Below are 15,580 nucleotides of genomic sequence, written 5' to 3'. Positions count from 1 at the left end.
AGTTTTTGGAATAATGCGTGATCATGACGGAGAATAGGGTGTAGTGGTAGGGTTGTTTAAGTTAGGGGTGCCTTGCGTGTTATGCCGGACGCAACCAAGCGGTCGCGGCGGATAATCAGCAGAGCAGGGGGATGGGTAGGGTGGTTAGCGTGTTATTTTTTTAAATGACGCGCTTTATCATTGAAAAAAATGAGTCATAAGGGTAGCTCTGTTTAGGTAAGGCTTGGTTTGCTGATCCTCCTGTAAAAAAAGCCAGCGTCAGCCCATTGCTGGGTGACACTGGCTTGGACAGGTTGTGCGTCTGATTCAATGACCAGCAGCCGTAGGGCTGTTTGCCAGCGACAGAAAACAGGCCCTGGGTTGGTCATTGGCTTTTGTCAGATGCCTGTTCATTCTAGAGTGAACAGATTCAATAGAAAAATTTTAAAAACAAATCTGGGGTATTCCAGCCATGTGGGGTATTCAGTGAAAGAAGGACTGAACAAATTCGACCTTAATCTTTTGGTAGCTTTTGATGCACTGATGAGTGAGCGTGGGGTGACCCGTGCTGGACGTCGTTTGGGCATTACGCAGGCTGCTATGAGTAATACTTTGCGGCGTTTGCGCACCGCTTTTGATGATCCGCTGTTTATCAAAACCGGGGCACGTATGGAGCCGACTCCCCGGGCTATGGAGTTGTCGGGCATGATCGAAGCGGCGTTAAAGCAGGTGCACGTGGCCCTGGATAACGACAGTTTTGATCCGGCCAACTCCCACTATGTGTTTCGGGTGGGTATGGTGGACTATACGGTGCCGTTGGTGTTTCCGGCGCTGTTGGATCATTTGGAAAAGTATGCCCCCAACTGCATCCTTGAGGTGGTCAATACCGGTGATTTTGAAGGGGAGATGCTTGAGTCGGGTGAGGTGGATCTGGTGCTCAGCCGGTTGGATCAAGCCCCCCGGGGATTAAAATCGCGTGTGGTGGGGGAGATCCCGTTTGTCTGCATCTATCGCCCGGGCCATCCCTTAATCAAAGAGCCTATGACCCTGGAGCAGTATCTGCAAGCTCGCCATGTGCACTATTACCCACCCATGGTCAAAGAGGGTTTGGTCGATTTAGGTTTAAAGGCGATCAATCAAGAGCGGAATGTGGTGGTGCGGTTGGACTCGTTTGGGATGGTGCCAACTTTGGTGGCTGAAACCGATCTGATTGCCGCTGTCACCCACACCTCGGCCCATGTGATTGCGCCGGCTATGGGGCTAAAAGTGCAACCGCTACCCTTTGAGGCACCGCCGCTGCAGTTTGTTATGGTTTGGCATGATCGTTCTGAAGAGAGCGCCCCGCACCAGTGGTTCCGGGAGCAGGTACTGCACATGTTGATCTCTTTGGAGGGGATGGTAGGCAAGGTATAAAACAGACCGGCAGAGCAAGGCACAGAGGGGGGGGGAGGCCGCTCCACCGGTCCGTCGCGTTGCAGTAAACCACAAGGGAACCGCAACAACGCTTGAAACCGCCCCCCGGTAGGCCGAGGCAGACCAGTAGGGCGGGAATCAATAATGAAACGCTGATACTTATATCCATGGTTGCGTGATAACGCAACATAAAAATGGATCTCTCCTCCCTAAGCGGCGGCTGATTTAGCAGAAAATTTAGGTACAATGCTGTTTTTGCAGAGCAAAGATTTTTTTCTAGAGTGCGGTGTAGTTGGTCGGTCGTGGCTCGTAAATGAGGGTATAAACTGGTCCCTTTAGGGACTTGCACACGCTTTTTGAGGTGACACAGCACATGTCAGGTTCGAGCATGAAACACAATTTGAACAAGTTCGACCTTAATCTCTTGGTCGCCTTTGATACGCTCATGACAGAGCGTGGCGTGACACGAGCCGGTCGGGCTTTGGGTATTACCCAGGCGGCGATGAGCAATACATTGCGCCGTTTACGTGAACTGTTTGATGACCCTCTGTTTGTAAAAACCGGTTCTAGTATGGAGCCTACACCCCGTGCTATTGAGCTCTCTACGCCTGTGGCGTTGGCCCTAGAAGAGGTTCGCAAGGCATTGAATCAAGAAGGTTTTGATCCAATGATGGCGAGCGAAAATTTTCGCTTGGGTATGATTGACTATGCTTCGGCCATGTTGATGCCCGGTTTGGTGCGGCATATGAGCCAAGTTGCCCCACGGGCCAAGATGCAGGTTGTGGATGTGGGGGGGGATGAAGAGGTGGCCAATTTGGAGCGGGGGGCTGTGGATCTGGTTTTCAGCCGTTTTCAGTGGGTGCCGCCCAAGGTTTGTATCAATCGACTCTTTAGTATGGAGTATGTGGCGGTATTTTGCCCCAATCATCCTGGGGTAGAGGGTGGCTCGTTGAGCATGGATGCCTTTTTAGCCTCGCGTCATGTGCACTATTATCCCCGTGGTATGGATAATACGGTGGTGGATGAGACCCTGGCCGAGATGGGTGAAAAACGGAACATTATTGGTAAATTGGCCTCATTTGGCATGTTACCAGCCATGCTGGCTTCGAGCCACGTCATGGCGGTGATGCCCGAAGGGGCGGCCAAAGTGGTGGCGCGTCCGTTGGGGTTGCGGGTGGAGAAGCTGCCTTTTAAAACGCCACTCTTACGTATGGCTTTGGCGTGGCACCCGCGCACCGATCGGGACCCTTCGCATGTATGGTTTCGCCAGCAGGTAAAATTTGTGCTCAAAGAGGCGTGCTGGCGCGATGAAAGTAACTGTGAAGATGGCATTTATCACTAAGGATAGCATGCTTTTTTGGCGGTTTGGTGAGGATTAAAAAGCTGAGAGTTAGGTTCTAGGAGTTGGTGTGATGCACCGCTACGGTAAAGAGTAAGTTACGGTAAATAAGAGCGAGCAGTAAGTAAGATCAAGGCAGGCCTGCGGGTCTGCTTTTTTTATGGGAGCTGGGTTAGTGAGACGCGGTTGACATGGGTTTTGGTAAATATTCTGCGTCATTTTGGTGGGTTTCAGGTTGCAGAGGTGTGGTATGCGTTTTCAAATGAGTATTCAATTTAGAATAAGTGTGGCGGTACTGTTGGGTTTGGTGCTGTCCTCGTTGGTGGGTGGGGTCAGCCTCTATGAAATGAGCAGAATTCGTGGCCAAATTCAGGAGATCGCCAAAACCGAACTGCCGTTAACGGAAATTTTAACGCAGGTTGAAAATCTGCATTTACAGCAAGCCCTTTTATTAGAGCGCGCCTACCGTTACGGGGTAAGCAAGCAGCCGGCAACCGTGAGCGCGTTACACAACCAATTTGCACAGACCGCAGGCCGGATGGGGCAACTGCTGCAAGAGGGGCGGGCGCTGGCTCTTGGTGCGGTAACGACGACAGCTGCTACCCAGGCACGCCAAACTTTTCAGGGGATCGCGCAAAGTTTACGGGTGTTAGCACAAAACCATGAGCAGCTCGGTCAATTGGTGATGGAAACCTTGGTCAAGATTCATGGCGACGCGGTGGCCCAGACGGACCATCTCTTCCAACGTATTGAAAGCCAAGAGTTGGCCCTGATTACAGCGCAAAACCAGTTAAAAGGGCAATTGGCGAGCATGCTACAAGAGAGCGCCCAATATGCGGTCTATAAAGAGGAGCAGGGCATCTATCTCATTGGCTTATTGCTGGGGATAAGCGTGGTCGTTGGGTTGCTCTTCTCCTGGCGCATTTCCAAGGAGATTATTCAACCCTTAACCGAGGCGGCGCAGATCGCTGACCGTATCTCTGAAAACCAGTTGGATATTGAGACCCCCAAGGGCCAACTACCGGAGATGAAGCGGTTGTTCAGAGCCATGACCTACATGGTCACAGCCTTGAAAGAGCGACAACGGCTGGAACAACTGCTCTTGATTTCGGAAAAAATGTCCTCCATAGGACGGCTTACCGCAGGCATTGCGCATGAGATTAATAATCCATTGGCCTCGGCATCTATGGGGGTGCAAACGCTAAAAACCCTGTTGGGTGAGTCGCCGTCATTGGATGTAAGTAAGCGGATAGACTCTATTGAGCGAAACCTGGACCGCGCCGCCACGATTGCACAAGAGATGCTAGTCTTCTCTCGTTCCGAATCCAGCAGCTTGGTGCCCATCGATCTGCAAGAGCAAGTAGAGGGTGCTTTAACCTTGTTAAGCCATAAACTAAAAGATGTTACTGTGGTGCAGCAGTGGCAGCAGGATATGCCCGAGGTGTGTGGTGATTTTGTGCGTTTAGAGCAGGCCTTTATGAACATTATGTCCAATGCGCTGGATGCCATGGCCGAGGGAGGGTGCATGGAGATTGTGGGAGAGCGGGATGAAGAGGGGGCAATGGTGCGCATTACCGACCATGGGCAGGGTATTGCGCCAGAGTTGTTATCCCGCGTGTTTGATCCCTTTTTTACCACCAAGGAGGTGGGTTTGGGTACAGGGCTAGGACTATCCATTTGTTATAATACGATTTTGGAACATCGTGGCAGCATTGAAATTACCAGTGAAGTAGGGGTGGGGAGCTGTGTGACGGTAAGATTGCCGGTACGCCAAGGGGATTGCTAAGGTTGAGATGCGGTCATGTGAAAAGAAATTCTATTTTTTTCCAGGGTGGTCAAGCACTACAGTTGCAAGGGGTCCGGTGGGGTCCCAAGAGCCCTTGGCTAGGAGTGTAGGTGATACCATGCAGGCTAAAGCGCGCTTGTTAATTGTGGATGATGATGCAGAATTTCGTGAAAACTTGAGCCAAATTATGTTGGCGCACGGTTTTGAAATTGAAGAGACAAACTCGGGCAAAAGCGCCTTGAGTAGGGTGCAAAGCGAACCGTTTGATATTGTTTTGCTGGATATGATGATGCCCGGTATGGATGGTATCGAGACCCTGCGAGAGATGGAAAAACTCAGCCAACACCCTAAAATTATACTGATTACGGCTTTTTCCACGGTGCAAAATGCGGTGGAGGCGATTAAACGAGGTGCCTCAGACTATGTATCCAAGCCGTTTAAAGTCGAAGAGCTGCTGGCGGTGATCCAGCGCACCCTGGAAGAGGCAAAGTTTGAAGAGGAGATCCGCATTGAGGATCTTGATCAAACCTTGGGTTCACTGGCAAACCCGATTCGTCAAAAGATCATCGCGCTGTTGGGTAGCGGCCTACCCCAACGCTTGATGGAGATTCGTAAGATCCTAGATATTGAGGATCACACCAAAGTGGTGTTTCATTTAAAAATTCTAAAAGAGTCTGGTTTGGTACAGCAGCAGAGTGACCGCGCTTATGTGCTGTCCGATTCGGGTAAAGAAGTATTGCAATTTCTTAAATCGCTGAAAAGCCGTCTCCCTTCGGTTCCCCTGTCCTGAGAGGCGTGGACGAGGGGCCTTGCGTGGCGCGCCCAACCCCCGTGAATAAAAATTCACCAAACGGTCATCACCGTTGATAAGATTTCTATTGAACCAATGAATAGGAGCGTTCAGGATGCCGCCAGCATGGTCTGTGGTCGGTGGATCGTGCCCCACTCTCTTATTGGGTTCAAAGGATCATATCATGGTAAATAAAGGGGTTATGGCCATTGTCATGGTGGCTTTGGGGACTCTGTTAGGTGCAGGAGAGCTGTGGGCTTCCGATGGGACGGGCGGCCATTTGGATCTGACCCATACGATGTATGGCTATCTGGCCATACTGCTGTTTGTGGTGGCCTACGGTTTGGTCATGACAGAAGAGTATACCAAGTTACGCAAATCCAAGCCTGTATTGTTGGCGGCGGGTCTTATTTGGGTATTGATTGCCGCTGCCTATGTGAGTAACCACATTCCCCATGTGGCAGAAAAGGCCATGCGCCATAATATTTTGGAGTATGCCGAGCTGTTTCTGTTTCTGTTAGTGGCCATGACCTACATTAATGCCATGGAAGAGCGTTTGGTGTTCGAGTCGCTACGTGCTTGGTTGGTGCGCGCGGGTTATGGTTTTCGTAAGCTGTTTTGGCTGACGGGGATTTTGGCCTTTTTTATCTCGCCGGTGGCCGATAACCTGACCACGGCGCTACTGATGTGTGCGGTGATCATGGCGGTGGGTCGGGACAATGGTAAATTTGTCACCCTCGCCTGCATTAACATTGTGGTGGGGGCCAACGCGGGTGGGGCCTTTAGCCCTTTTGGGGACATTACAACCCTGATGGTGTGGCAAAAGGGTGTGGTGGGTTTTGGCGAATTTTTCCAGCTCTTCTTGCCCTCGGTCACCAACTTTCTGGTACCCGCCTTGATCATGCACTTTGCGGTGCCCAATCTTAAACCAGCCAGCAGCAATGAAGTGATTTTGATCAAGCGGGGGGGACGGCGCATCGTGGGGCTGTTTCTGTTGACCATCTTGACGGCGGTGAGTTTTCACAGTGTGCTGGAACTGCCCCCGGTGGCGGGCATGATGACCGGTCTAGCCTACCTAAAAATCTTCTCTTACTACCTGAACAGAACCATGAATCGGGGCCGCAAGGGGCAGGGTTTGGCGGGCGAGCCAGAGGCCGAAGAGGAGACCTACTTTGACGTTTTTCAAAAGATCGCCCGTGCCGAGTGGGACACCCTGATGTTCTTTTACGGGGTGATCATGTGTGTGGGTGGTCTGGGTTTCATCGGCTATCTGACCATGCTCTCCCACCAGATGTATGGTGGTATGGGCCCTACCATGGCCAATGTGTTGGTGGGTGTTCTTTCAGCGGTGATTGATACTCGATGTTCAAGTTTTCTGCGCTTGACATCTGAGGGGAAAAGGGCAGCAGTGTCATCCCGTCGGACTCTGGATCAAGATTCAATCGAGACCCTTCATTATCTGACGGGCTGGCCTGCTGCCCCTGCTTTATTTTACACTTTCCTCCAGGGATGAACCAATGTCCCGTTTTCCATGGAGGGAAGACGGATGATTTTCAATCGACCTCTGCCATTTATCAGCGCCTTTGTTGAAGAGATTGATGGAGCCCTGCGGGAGCAGCATACGCATTCGGTTGGGATGAGCGTCTGCCAGCGGAGCTGGTTTGGTTTCTGCATCATGGCGATCATGCTGACCAACTCGATCTGCTGGGCACAGTTTGAGCGGGCTGGGTTGGGACGCTACGGCCTCGGGGCACTGGCTTGGATGTTTCGGAGTTCCAAGATTCCCTGGGAGCGGCTGTTTCAGATGAGCGTTCGGGTTGTTTTGCGTCGCCATGGGATCACGCATGGTGTGCTGGTGGTCGATGACACGGACAAAAGGCGGGCCAAGGTCACGACCCGCATCTCACATGTCCACAAGATGAGGGACAAGAGCAGCGGCGGTTATCTTTTTGGCCAGCAAATTGTCTTTTTGCTTTTGGTGGCCGACATGGTGACGATTCCGGTCGGGTTTGCGTTTTATCGTCCAGACCCGGCACGGACGGTTTGGCGCAAGGAAGTCAAAGCGCAGAAGCGCAAAGGGATTCTGAAAAGCAAGCGCCCAGTTGAACCGGCCAGGAACCCGGACTATCCGACAAAACCAGAATTGGCACTGCGATTGTTGCGGCAGTTCAAGCAGTGGCATGCTGTGGTGCAGGTCAAGGCGATCCTGGCTGATGCACTTTATGGAGCTGCTGATTTTGTAGACCAAGGGTCATCCCTGTATGCTGGCATCCAATGCGTCAGTCAGTTGAGGAAGAACCAGAAGGTCCGTTTCCTGAGCCGGGATCTGACTGTTGAGGAATTTTTCCAGCGCTATCCCGGTGTAACGGGGAGGCTCCCGGTCCGAGGTGGAGAGAACAGGGCCATCGTGTTTCGCAGCGCCCGCATCCATGTGAAAGCACATGGCGTGAAGCGCTTTGTTATTGCATTGAAATATGACGGAGAACAAGATTATCGATACCTGTTTGCCTCCGACTTGACGTGGCGAACGGAAGATATCCTGAAGGTGTTCACCTTGAGGTGGCTGATCGAGGTGTTTTTCCAGGACTGGAAGGCCCACGAGGGCTGGGGGAATCTGACCAAGCTTCAAGGTGACGAAGGATCAAGCCAAGGCCTGATCCTGAGCCTGATGGTTGATCATTGTCTCCTGGTCCAACCAGACCAACTGGCCCAGTTGAAACACAAACAACCCGCGTTCACTGTGGGAAGCCTGATCAATCACATCAAGGCCGACAACCTAGTGGCACTCATTCACGATCTATTGAACGCAAATGCACCAGAGCAGGAATTGACCCAATTGGCCGACGTACTGGCTAAACAGTTCAGGCTGAACCTCTCGGAAAAACACATGGTTGGGCGTGATCTGGGGCGGCAGGCCCCATCAGCGTCGCTCAAGTATAAAACTGCGTTGGCGTGACACCTTGAACGGCTGTCAAGCGCTGAAAACTTGAACATCGAGTGATAACATCCCGGTCATGTTTGCGGTGTTGACCATGCAGCCCGACATGTCCGTGGGGCAGTGGTTATTGGTGACGTTGACGGCGGGGGTGGGTGGCTCGCTGCTCTCCATTGGTTCGGCGGCTGGCGTGGCGCTTATGGGGCAAGCCCACGGTACCTACACTTTCTCAAGCCATTTGCGTTGGAGTTGGGCAATCATGTTGGGCTATATCGCCAGTATTTTGGTCCATTTCCTGGTCAATAGCAGCTCATTTGCAATGCAACCTGGCTTGTAACCAGTGGGTGGTCCTTTGTGAAATTTATTGCACAGAGGAGCGCTTTTTGAGGGTTAGATTTCTATTTAATAACAGCCATATCCTTGGTTACTGTTGACCCTATTAGCACGTTGATGGCCACGTAGTAGCAATAGAGGTTGAGGAGTGTCATGAGGGGCTTGTTAAGTGGGATCAGATTGGTAACAGAGGCCATACGGTCATGCCTTATGCCGCGTTCGCTTGCCAAAAGTCCGTGTAAAGGTTTAGTCTCACTGCGGATCTCCACCATGTCTGGGGATGAGCATGAAGAGCGTCCGGGGCCAGAAAAAAGAATCATTATTATGGGCAATGGTGGCCGGCCCAATGTGCCCAAGTCGTACTATGTGCAGATTGATGATCCCATGCTCTGCCCCCATCACGGTATGTTGGTCAAAAGCACTCTACGTGGGTGGTGTGTTGAGCCATTAAAACGGGGTTACGCCTGCCAGATGGAGCTGGATGGTGAACCCATAGAGCACACCATGCCCCTCTACGAAGGGGCGGTTGTCTCGCTGGGTAACAGTAGGGTGCAGGTAGGGGTGCAACCGGTGGTCAAGCAATGGCCTAACCTAAATCACGGGATCTAGGCTGCGCGAGACAGAGTAGGAGATGGCGCTTATGCTCACTTGGCTAGCGGATAAATTTAAACGGGGTCAGGAGGCATCGGACCGTTTGGTCAATGCGGTGCGTCTGGACAACATCGCCAAAGTAGAGATGATTCTTGCTGAGGGTTCGGATGTCAACACCCTCGATTCCCGCCACAAAACCCCCCTCTGCCATGCGGTGGAACGGGGTTATCTGGGCATTTGTGCGCTCCTGTTGGCCTATGGGGCCGATCCTAATATTAAAAATTCCCATGGTGAAACACCACTGCACTTGGCCGCCATGGCCAATCGTATCGAGATTGCTACGGCGCTGTTAGACCGCATGACAACGCCGGATGTGGTGGATAAAGATGGCCGCACGCCGTTGCATTTTGCGGCAGATAATGGTCAGCCAGAGATATGTAAGTTGCTGATTAAAAAAGGGGCAAATGTCAATATTGCAGATGTTGAGGGGGAGACGCCACTCTTTTTTGCCAACCGCATGGTGGCCGAATTGTTGGTGCAAAGTGGGGCGGATATTCACTGGCGCAATCGCTCGGGGGAGACGGTTTTACATCTGACTTCAAAGGACCTCGCGGAGTATCTGCTGGGGTTGGGGTCGGATGTCAATGTGCGGGATAATAAAATGTGGACTCCGCTGCACTTTGCCAACAGTGAACTGGCGGCGCTCTTGATCCAACATGGGGCAGATCTCAATGCCACCGACCGCTATGGTTGGACCCCACTGCATTTTGCGGCGAACCGGGGAGATGAAGAAAAAACGCTGCTGTTGATCAAAGCTGGTGCCGAGATCAATGCGGAAGATCGTTATGGCTATACCCCAATGACGGTAGCTTATAATACCAATTATAATAACTTAGCCCGACTTATTGGCATGCATGGTGGTGTTTCTCAGGTATCATGAGTGCCCAGGTTGGTAGGGATGGTTTGGGATGAATATCATTATTGTGGGCGCCGGGCGGGTGGGTATTGATTTGGCGCGATTTCTTTCCGAAGAGTCCTTGAACGTTACCTTGGTGGAACGGGATACGGTGGTGGCCCGACAGGCGCAAGAGGCGCTGGATGTGCAGATTGTGGAGGGGGATGGCACCGATCTGGATCTGCTTTTGGCCCACGGTTTAAAAGAGTGCGCGCTGGTGTTGGCCCTAACCGGTTCCGATGAGACCAACATTGTCATAACGCTGATTGCCCAGGTGCAAAATCCCGAGGCCCATGTGATCGCCTGGGTGCGGGGTCATCAATTTACCACCAACCGCGAGCTGTGGCGGGGTAAAGCGCTGCAACAGACCGCATTAATCAGCCCCGAGAGCGCGGCCCAAGAGAAGCTGCTGCACCTGATCACCTGGGAGCAGGCCTTTGAGGTGGTGCCCTTTTTGGATGGTAAGATCCATTTAGCCGGATTTAGCCTGGATGCCGATAGCCCCTTGGTGGGACGCAGCCTCTATAAAATTGGTCAGGAGTGGGGCCAGAGCGGTGCCTTGGTGGCGGCGATTAAACGGGGGAATAAGGTGCTGGTTCCCAAAGGGGATCACACCTTTGAGGCAGGGGATGAGGTCTATTTGACCACCCTCAAAGAGGAGGGACCAACCCGGATATTGCGTTTTTTGGGCAAACACCCCACCACCAGCCGCCAGATTGTGATCGTGGGTGGCGGGCGTATTGGGCAGAGCGTGGCTATTGAGTGCATTAGTCTGGGTTTTCCCGTGACCGTTATCGAACGGGACGAAGCACGCTGCCGACAGTTGGCGGAGATGATGCCCGCTGCACGTATTTTGCTGCTGGATGCCACCGAGCGCGATAGCCTAAAAGATGTCATTACCAGCCATACCACCTTTCTATCGTTAACCAGCCATGAAGAGCGTAATTTTATGTTCTGTATGGTGGCGCAACGTCTGGGGGCAGGGATCACCATCGGGCTTATGGATAATACCGCCTATATTGATATGGCGCGGGATATTGGGATCAATGCGGTGGTTAGTCCACGCTTGGCGGCGGTGGGTTCCATTTTACGGTTTGTGCGTAAGGGCAGGGTGGTAGAAGCCGCCCCGCTGTTGGATGGTAAGCTGGAGGCTATCCTTGCCGAGGTTGGGGTTGGTTCGCAGTTGGATGGGGTGGCCCTTAAACAGGCGCGTATTCCCCGGGATGTGCTGGTGGGGGCCATCAGTCAAAACAACCGGGCGGGTATTCCCGGTGGGGATACGGTGGTGCATGCGGGTGATCAAGTGCTGCTCATTGCACCACGACGCTATCTGACCCACATGGACAATATACTGACCCGGACAAAAGTATGAACTACCGTATGAATGTGCGGCTGCTGTCGGTGTTGGCGCTGTTGCTGGGCACCTTGCAGCTCATGCCCCTGTTTTATGCGTGGTATGCAAAGCTGTCCCTATGGCCATGGCAGCTTTCGCTGATGATCTCCATGGGGGGCGGGGGGATCGGGCTGTTGTTGACACGGGGTGCCGCTTCGGCGCTCTGTCCACGGGACGGTTTTTTTGTGACCACCGCAGGCTGGTCGCTGGCCATTGTGTTGGGGGCTATTCCCTATGTGGCCTCCCATGAACTGGGTTGGGCGGCGGCAATTTTTGAATCCTCCTCAGGTTTTACCACCACCGGCTCTTCCATCCTGCCCCATCCCGAGGGGTTACCTGCCAGCCTACAGCTCTGGCGTAGCCAAACCCAGTGGGTGGGGGGTATGGGGATGCTGCTGTTGACCATTGCCATTCTCCCTTTTTTGGGGGTGGGCGGCATGCAGTTGATGAAGGCCGAGGTGCCTGGCCCCAGCAAAGAGCGGCTCACGCCACGCTTGATGACGACTGCCCGTGTGCTCTGGGGGTTTTATCTGGGTCTTACGGTGCTGGCGGGGCTGGCCTATTATTTTGCTGGTCTATCCCCCTTTGATGCCCTTAACCACGCCTTTACCACCGTAGCCACCGGCGGTTTTTCCACCAAAGATCAAAGCTTTTTGGCCTTTTCACCGGCGGCGCAGTGGTGGTGCATTCTGTTTATGGCGCTGGCGGGGACCAATTTTTTGCTCCACTATCGGCTGGTGATGCACCGGGATTTGAGCATCTTTAAAGATGATGAGCTAAGGCTCTATCTGGCCATTATGCTGGGTGTGGGTGGGGCTGTGGCACTGCTGCTTATGCACGATATGCAGATGGATGCTATGCATGCCCTGCGGGAGAGCCTGTTTCAAACCGTTTCGTTGATGACCACCACCGGCTTTGCCAGTACAGATTGGGAACAGTGGCCTGCCTTACCGATCTTTCTGCTGTTTCTGCTGATGGGGGTTGGGGGCATGGCCGGTTCTACATCGGGGGGGCCTAAGGTGGTGCGGGTGGCGGTGGTGATGAAACTGCTCTCTATGGTCACGCGCCGCTTGGTCCAACCCAACCGGGTGGTGGTTTTACAGTTGGGGCACCGAGCGGTGACAACGGCGGTGGTGGAGGGTTGTGTGGGTTTGTTGGTGGCCACAGTTATTTTGGTGGTGGTGAGTGGCTGTCTGTTGCATCTGCTGGGTATGGATCTCACCAGTGCCTTGAGTGCAGCCCTAACCTGTGTGGCCAATGTGGGGCCCGGTTATGGCAGCGTGGGGGCGATGGATAATTTTTCCCAGGTCTCCGAGTTGGGTAAGCTGCTGCTTGCTTTTGATATGCTGGCGGGACGCCTAGAAATTTTTACGGTACTTATGCTGTTTACGCCCGGCTTTTGGCGGCGTTAAAGGAGAACGTAAAAAGGTTGCTGGGTGGTTGCTCCGCCTGTACAAAGTGTTCACCCAATTTTCACAGCATGGTTTAATGATAAGATGTTTGTCGATCCCTCGTGCATGTAGGTCGTGCGGCTCTAATGAAGGAGTGCCCCTATGGAAGTGTCTGACCAATCATCCCGCCCAGAACATGATTTTAAGTGTCAGGGAACCTTGTTGCAAGCCATACACCGACACGTGGTGACCACCTTGGGTAATGATGTTTTCCCCCCGCGCAAAGAGACCTACTACAAGGGGTTGGCTTATGCGGTGAGGGACCGTTTAATGGAACGTTGGGTTATGGCCCAGCGTGATTTTTATGATCAAAAAGCCAAACGGGTCTACTACCTCTCCATGGAGTATCTGCCGGGTCGGTTTTTGATGAACTACATCACCAACCTGGAGCTGGAACAAGAGGTGGAGGCGGCCATTAAGGATATGCCCTTCACCCTACAGGCGTTGGAAGAAGAGGAGTGGGATGCGGGCTTGGGTAATGGGGGATTGGGTCGGTTGGCCTCCTGTTTTATGGACTCGATGGCGACCTTGAAGATTCCCGGATATGGTTATGGACTCCGCTATGATTATGGCATCTTTTTTCAAAAGATCGTCAATGGTTATCAGGTAGAAAAAAGCGATAACTGGATACGGAATGGTTTTCCCTGGGAGATCAAACGCACCGGTTTTCTCTACGATGTCAACTTTTATGGCCGCTCCCAAGCCTATATTGACAGTGTGGGCGAGACCCGCTATCGCTGGGTAGATACCCAACAGGTACATGCCATGGCCTGTGACATTATGATCCCTGGTTACGGTACCAAGCATGTCAATAACATGCGCTTGTGGGAGTCGGTTTCGGATGAAGCCTTTAGTCTAACCCACTTTAATGATGGCGATTACACCGGTGCCATGCAGGCTAAGGTGCGGGAGGAGAGTATCACCAAGGTGCTCTATCCCAGTGATGAGAAGGCCGAGGGACGTGAGCTACGCTTAAAGCAGCAATATTTTATGGTGGCGGCGACCCTGCATGACATCTTCCGTCGGTTTAAGAAAAAACATGGTCAGGAGTTTCAAAAATTACCCGATCAGGTGGCGATTCAACTAAACGATACCCACCCCTCCATTGCCGTAGCGGAGTTTATGCGACGTCTGTTGGATGAGGAGATGGTGGGGTGGGATCAGGCCTGGGAGATTGCGGTCAAAACCTTTGCCTATACCAACCACACCGTCTTGCCCGAAGCGTTGGAAACTTGGCCGGTGGAGCTGTTGGGGCGCTTGTTGCCGCGTCATCTGGAGATCATTTACGAGATCAACCATCGCTTTTTAGAGATGCTACGCCAGGATTTCCCCCACCGTCCTGATTTGCAGAACAAGCTCTCCATCATCAAAGAGGGGCCAACCCGTCTGGTGCGCATGGCCCATCTGGCGATTATTGGTAGCCATGCGGTCAATGGTGTGGCAGAGCTGCACTCGCGCATTATTCGTGAGAGCCTGTTTAGGGACTTTAACACCATCTATCCCGACCGTTTGACCAACGTTACCAACGGCATTACCCCACGCCGCTGGTTGCGGCAGGCCAACCCCGAGCTTTCGCAACTGATCAGCCAAGCCATTGGGGACGCGTGGATTGCAGATCTGGACCAACTGAAAAGGTTGATTCCCCTTGCCGATGATGCCGCATTTCAGCAGCAGTGGATCGCGGTTAAGCGCATCAAAAAGCAGCAGTTAAGCGCGTATATCCAGCGTAAGTTAAAGTTTAGCCCCAATCCCGATGCGCTGTTTGATGTGCAGGTAAAACGCATCCATGAGTATAAGCGGCAACTGCTCACCATTATGCACGGTATTGCCCTATACCGGCGCTTGTTGATCAATCCCCAGTTGGATATGGTGCCCCGCACCATTATCCTCGCGGGCAAGGCGGCCCCAGCCTACCATTTGGCGAAAAATATCATCAAATTGGCCAATGCGGTGGCGGAGCAGATTAATAACAATCCCATCTGCCAGGGTAAGTTAAGCATGGCCTTTTTGCCCAACTATTGCATCTCGCAGGCCGAGAAGGTGATCCCCGGCGCAGACCTGTCGGAGCAGATCTCCACCGCAGGCATGGAGGCTTCCGGCACGGGTAATATGAAGTTTGCCCTCAATGGTGCCCTGACCATTGGTACCCTCGATGGCGCCAATGTAGAGATTATGGAGGAGGTGGGTGCCGAGAATATCTTTATCTTTGGTTTGACCAGTGAAGAGGTTGAGCAGTGGCGAGAGGGTGGTCTGTATAATCCCCGCTGGTATGTGGAGCGGGATGAAGAGCTGCGCGGCGTGTTGCAGATGATCTCCAGCGACACCTTTTGCCCAGGTCAACCCGGTCTGTTTGAGCCCATTCGGGCCAGTCTGCTGGAGCGGGGGGATTATTATATGGTCATTGCCGATTTCCGTGCCTATCTGGATAGACAGCAAGAGGTGGCAGAGACCTACCGCAATACCGGCGAATGGGCGCGGCGCTCCATTTTGAACACCGCCAACATGGGTAAGTTTTCCAGCGATCGGGCCATTCGAGAGTATGCGCGTAACATTTGGGATGTAGAGCCCCTGCGTTAAACGGCTTGGTGGGATCGTCAGGTTGCGTTGGTTAAGCA

At 52.8% G+C, this 15,580-nt stretch carries 11 protein-coding genes and 1 pseudogene; all 12 read left to right on the top strand.

Annotated elements, in window-relative coordinates:
- The first annotated feature begins 465 nt into the window (after positions 1 to 465).
- The 12 genes and pseudogenes from MMC1_RS17645 (at position 466) to MMC1_RS17590 (ending at position 15,542) form a co-directional block, all read left to right on the top strand.
- The gene (locus tag MMC1_RS17645) at positions 466 to 1,392 is read left to right on the top strand and encodes a LysR family transcriptional regulator (RefSeq protein ID WP_041641402.1); all 927 of its coding nucleotides are present in this window, start codon (positions 466 to 468) and stop codon (positions 1,390 to 1,392) included.
- A gap of 388 nt (positions 1,393 to 1,780) precedes the next feature.
- Positions 1,781 to 2,734 carry a LysR family transcriptional regulator gene (locus tag MMC1_RS17640; RefSeq protein ID WP_041641401.1) on the top strand — a complete coding sequence of 318 codons (954 nt, stop codon included), beginning with the start codon at positions 1,781 to 1,783 and terminating at the stop codon, positions 2,732 to 2,734.
- 247 nt (positions 2,735 to 2,981) lie between these two features.
- Positions 2,982 to 4,517, top strand: a complete 1,536-nt coding sequence (locus tag MMC1_RS17635; protein WP_011714985.1) for a sensor histidine kinase — start codon at positions 2,982 to 2,984, stop codon at positions 4,515 to 4,517.
- A 118-nt stretch (positions 4,518 to 4,635) separates the two neighbouring features.
- Positions 4,636 to 5,307 carry a response regulator gene (locus MMC1_RS17630; protein WP_011714984.1) on the top strand — a complete coding sequence of 224 codons (672 nt, stop codon included), beginning with the start codon at positions 4,636 to 4,638 and terminating at the stop codon, positions 5,305 to 5,307.
- A 184-nt stretch (positions 5,308 to 5,491) separates the two neighbouring features.
- On the top strand, positions 5,492 to 6,820 hold the full coding sequence (gene nhaD, locus MMC1_RS17625; RefSeq protein WP_227665280.1) for a sodium:proton antiporter NhaD: 1,329 nt from the start codon (positions 5,492 to 5,494) through the stop codon (positions 6,818 to 6,820).
- Positions 6,821 to 6,853: 33 nt separating this feature from the next.
- Positions 6,854 to 8,263, top strand: coding sequence for a transposase (locus MMC1_RS17620; protein ID WP_011711816.1), 1,410 nt, complete (start codon positions 6,854 to 6,856; stop codon positions 8,261 to 8,263).
- Positions 8,264 to 8,306: 43 nt separating this feature from the next.
- A pseudogene (gene nhaD / locus MMC1_RS17615) lies at positions 8,307 to 8,579 on the top strand (sodium:proton antiporter NhaD); the annotation flags it as partial.
- A gap of 266 nt (positions 8,580 to 8,845) precedes the next feature.
- Positions 8,846 to 9,184 carry an FHA domain-containing protein gene (locus MMC1_RS17610; protein ID WP_041641397.1) on the top strand — a complete coding sequence of 113 codons (339 nt, stop codon included), beginning with the start codon at positions 8,846 to 8,848 and terminating at the stop codon, positions 9,182 to 9,184.
- Between the two features lie 31 nt (positions 9,185 to 9,215).
- A complete protein-coding gene (locus MMC1_RS17605; RefSeq protein ID WP_011714981.1) occupies positions 9,216 to 10,106 on the top strand; it encodes an ankyrin repeat domain-containing protein in 891 nt (296 codons plus the stop codon).
- Between the two features lie 28 nt (positions 10,107 to 10,134).
- The gene (gene trkA / locus MMC1_RS17600) at positions 10,135 to 11,493 is read left to right on the top strand and encodes a Trk system potassium transporter TrkA (protein WP_011714980.1); all 1,359 of its coding nucleotides are present in this window, start codon (positions 10,135 to 10,137) and stop codon (positions 11,491 to 11,493) included.
- Positions 11,490 to 12,926, top strand: coding sequence for a TrkH family potassium uptake protein (locus tag MMC1_RS17595; protein WP_011714979.1), 1,437 nt, complete (start codon positions 11,490 to 11,492; stop codon positions 12,924 to 12,926). Before trkA ends, MMC1_RS17595 begins: the two co-directional genes overlap by 4 nt.
- Positions 12,927 to 13,067: 141 nt before the next feature.
- Positions 13,068 to 15,542, top strand: coding sequence for a glycogen/starch/alpha-glucan phosphorylase (locus tag MMC1_RS17590; RefSeq protein WP_011714978.1), 2,475 nt, complete (start codon positions 13,068 to 13,070; stop codon positions 15,540 to 15,542).
- Positions 15,543 to 15,580: the final 38 nt, after the last annotated feature.

It is taken from the genome of Magnetococcus marinus MC-1 (genome assembly GCF_000014865.1).
Classification (GTDB): Bacteria; Pseudomonadota; Magnetococcia; order Magnetococcales; family Magnetococcaceae; genus Magnetococcus; species Magnetococcus marinus.
This window is presented reverse-complemented; position numbering and strand designations above follow the sequence as displayed.

What these genes read in the sequence shown, in the direction of transcription:
- MMC1_RS17630 (WP_011714984.1), top strand. Translation starts at nt 4,636, where the DNA reads ATGCAGGCTAAAGCGCGCTTGTTAATTGTGGATGATGATGCAGAATTT.
- trkA (WP_011714980.1), top strand. Translation starts at nt 10,135, where the DNA reads ATGAATATCATTATTGTGGGCGCCGGGCGGGTGGGTATTGATTTGGCG.
- MMC1_RS17640 (WP_041641401.1), top strand. Translation starts at nt 1,781, where the DNA reads ATGAAACACAATTTGAACAAGTTCGACCTTAATCTCTTGGTCGCCTTT.
- nhaD (WP_227665280.1), top strand. Translation starts at nt 5,492, where the DNA reads ATGGTAAATAAAGGGGTTATGGCCATTGTCATGGTGGCTTTGGGGACT.
- MMC1_RS17595 (WP_011714979.1), top strand. Translation starts at nt 11,490, where the DNA reads ATGAACTACCGTATGAATGTGCGGCTGCTGTCGGTGTTGGCGCTGTTG.
- MMC1_RS17605 (WP_011714981.1), top strand. Translation starts at nt 9,216, where the DNA reads ATGCTCACTTGGCTAGCGGATAAATTTAAACGGGGTCAGGAGGCATCG.
- MMC1_RS17635 (WP_011714985.1), top strand. Translation starts at nt 2,982, where the DNA reads ATGCGTTTTCAAATGAGTATTCAATTTAGAATAAGTGTGGCGGTACTG.
- MMC1_RS17620 (WP_011711816.1), top strand. Translation starts at nt 6,854, where the DNA reads ATGATTTTCAATCGACCTCTGCCATTTATCAGCGCCTTTGTTGAAGAG.
- MMC1_RS17590 (WP_011714978.1), top strand. Translation starts at nt 13,068, where the DNA reads ATGGAAGTGTCTGACCAATCATCCCGCCCAGAACATGATTTTAAGTGT.
- MMC1_RS17610 (WP_041641397.1), top strand. Translation starts at nt 8,846, where the DNA reads ATGTCTGGGGATGAGCATGAAGAGCGTCCGGGGCCAGAAAAAAGAATC.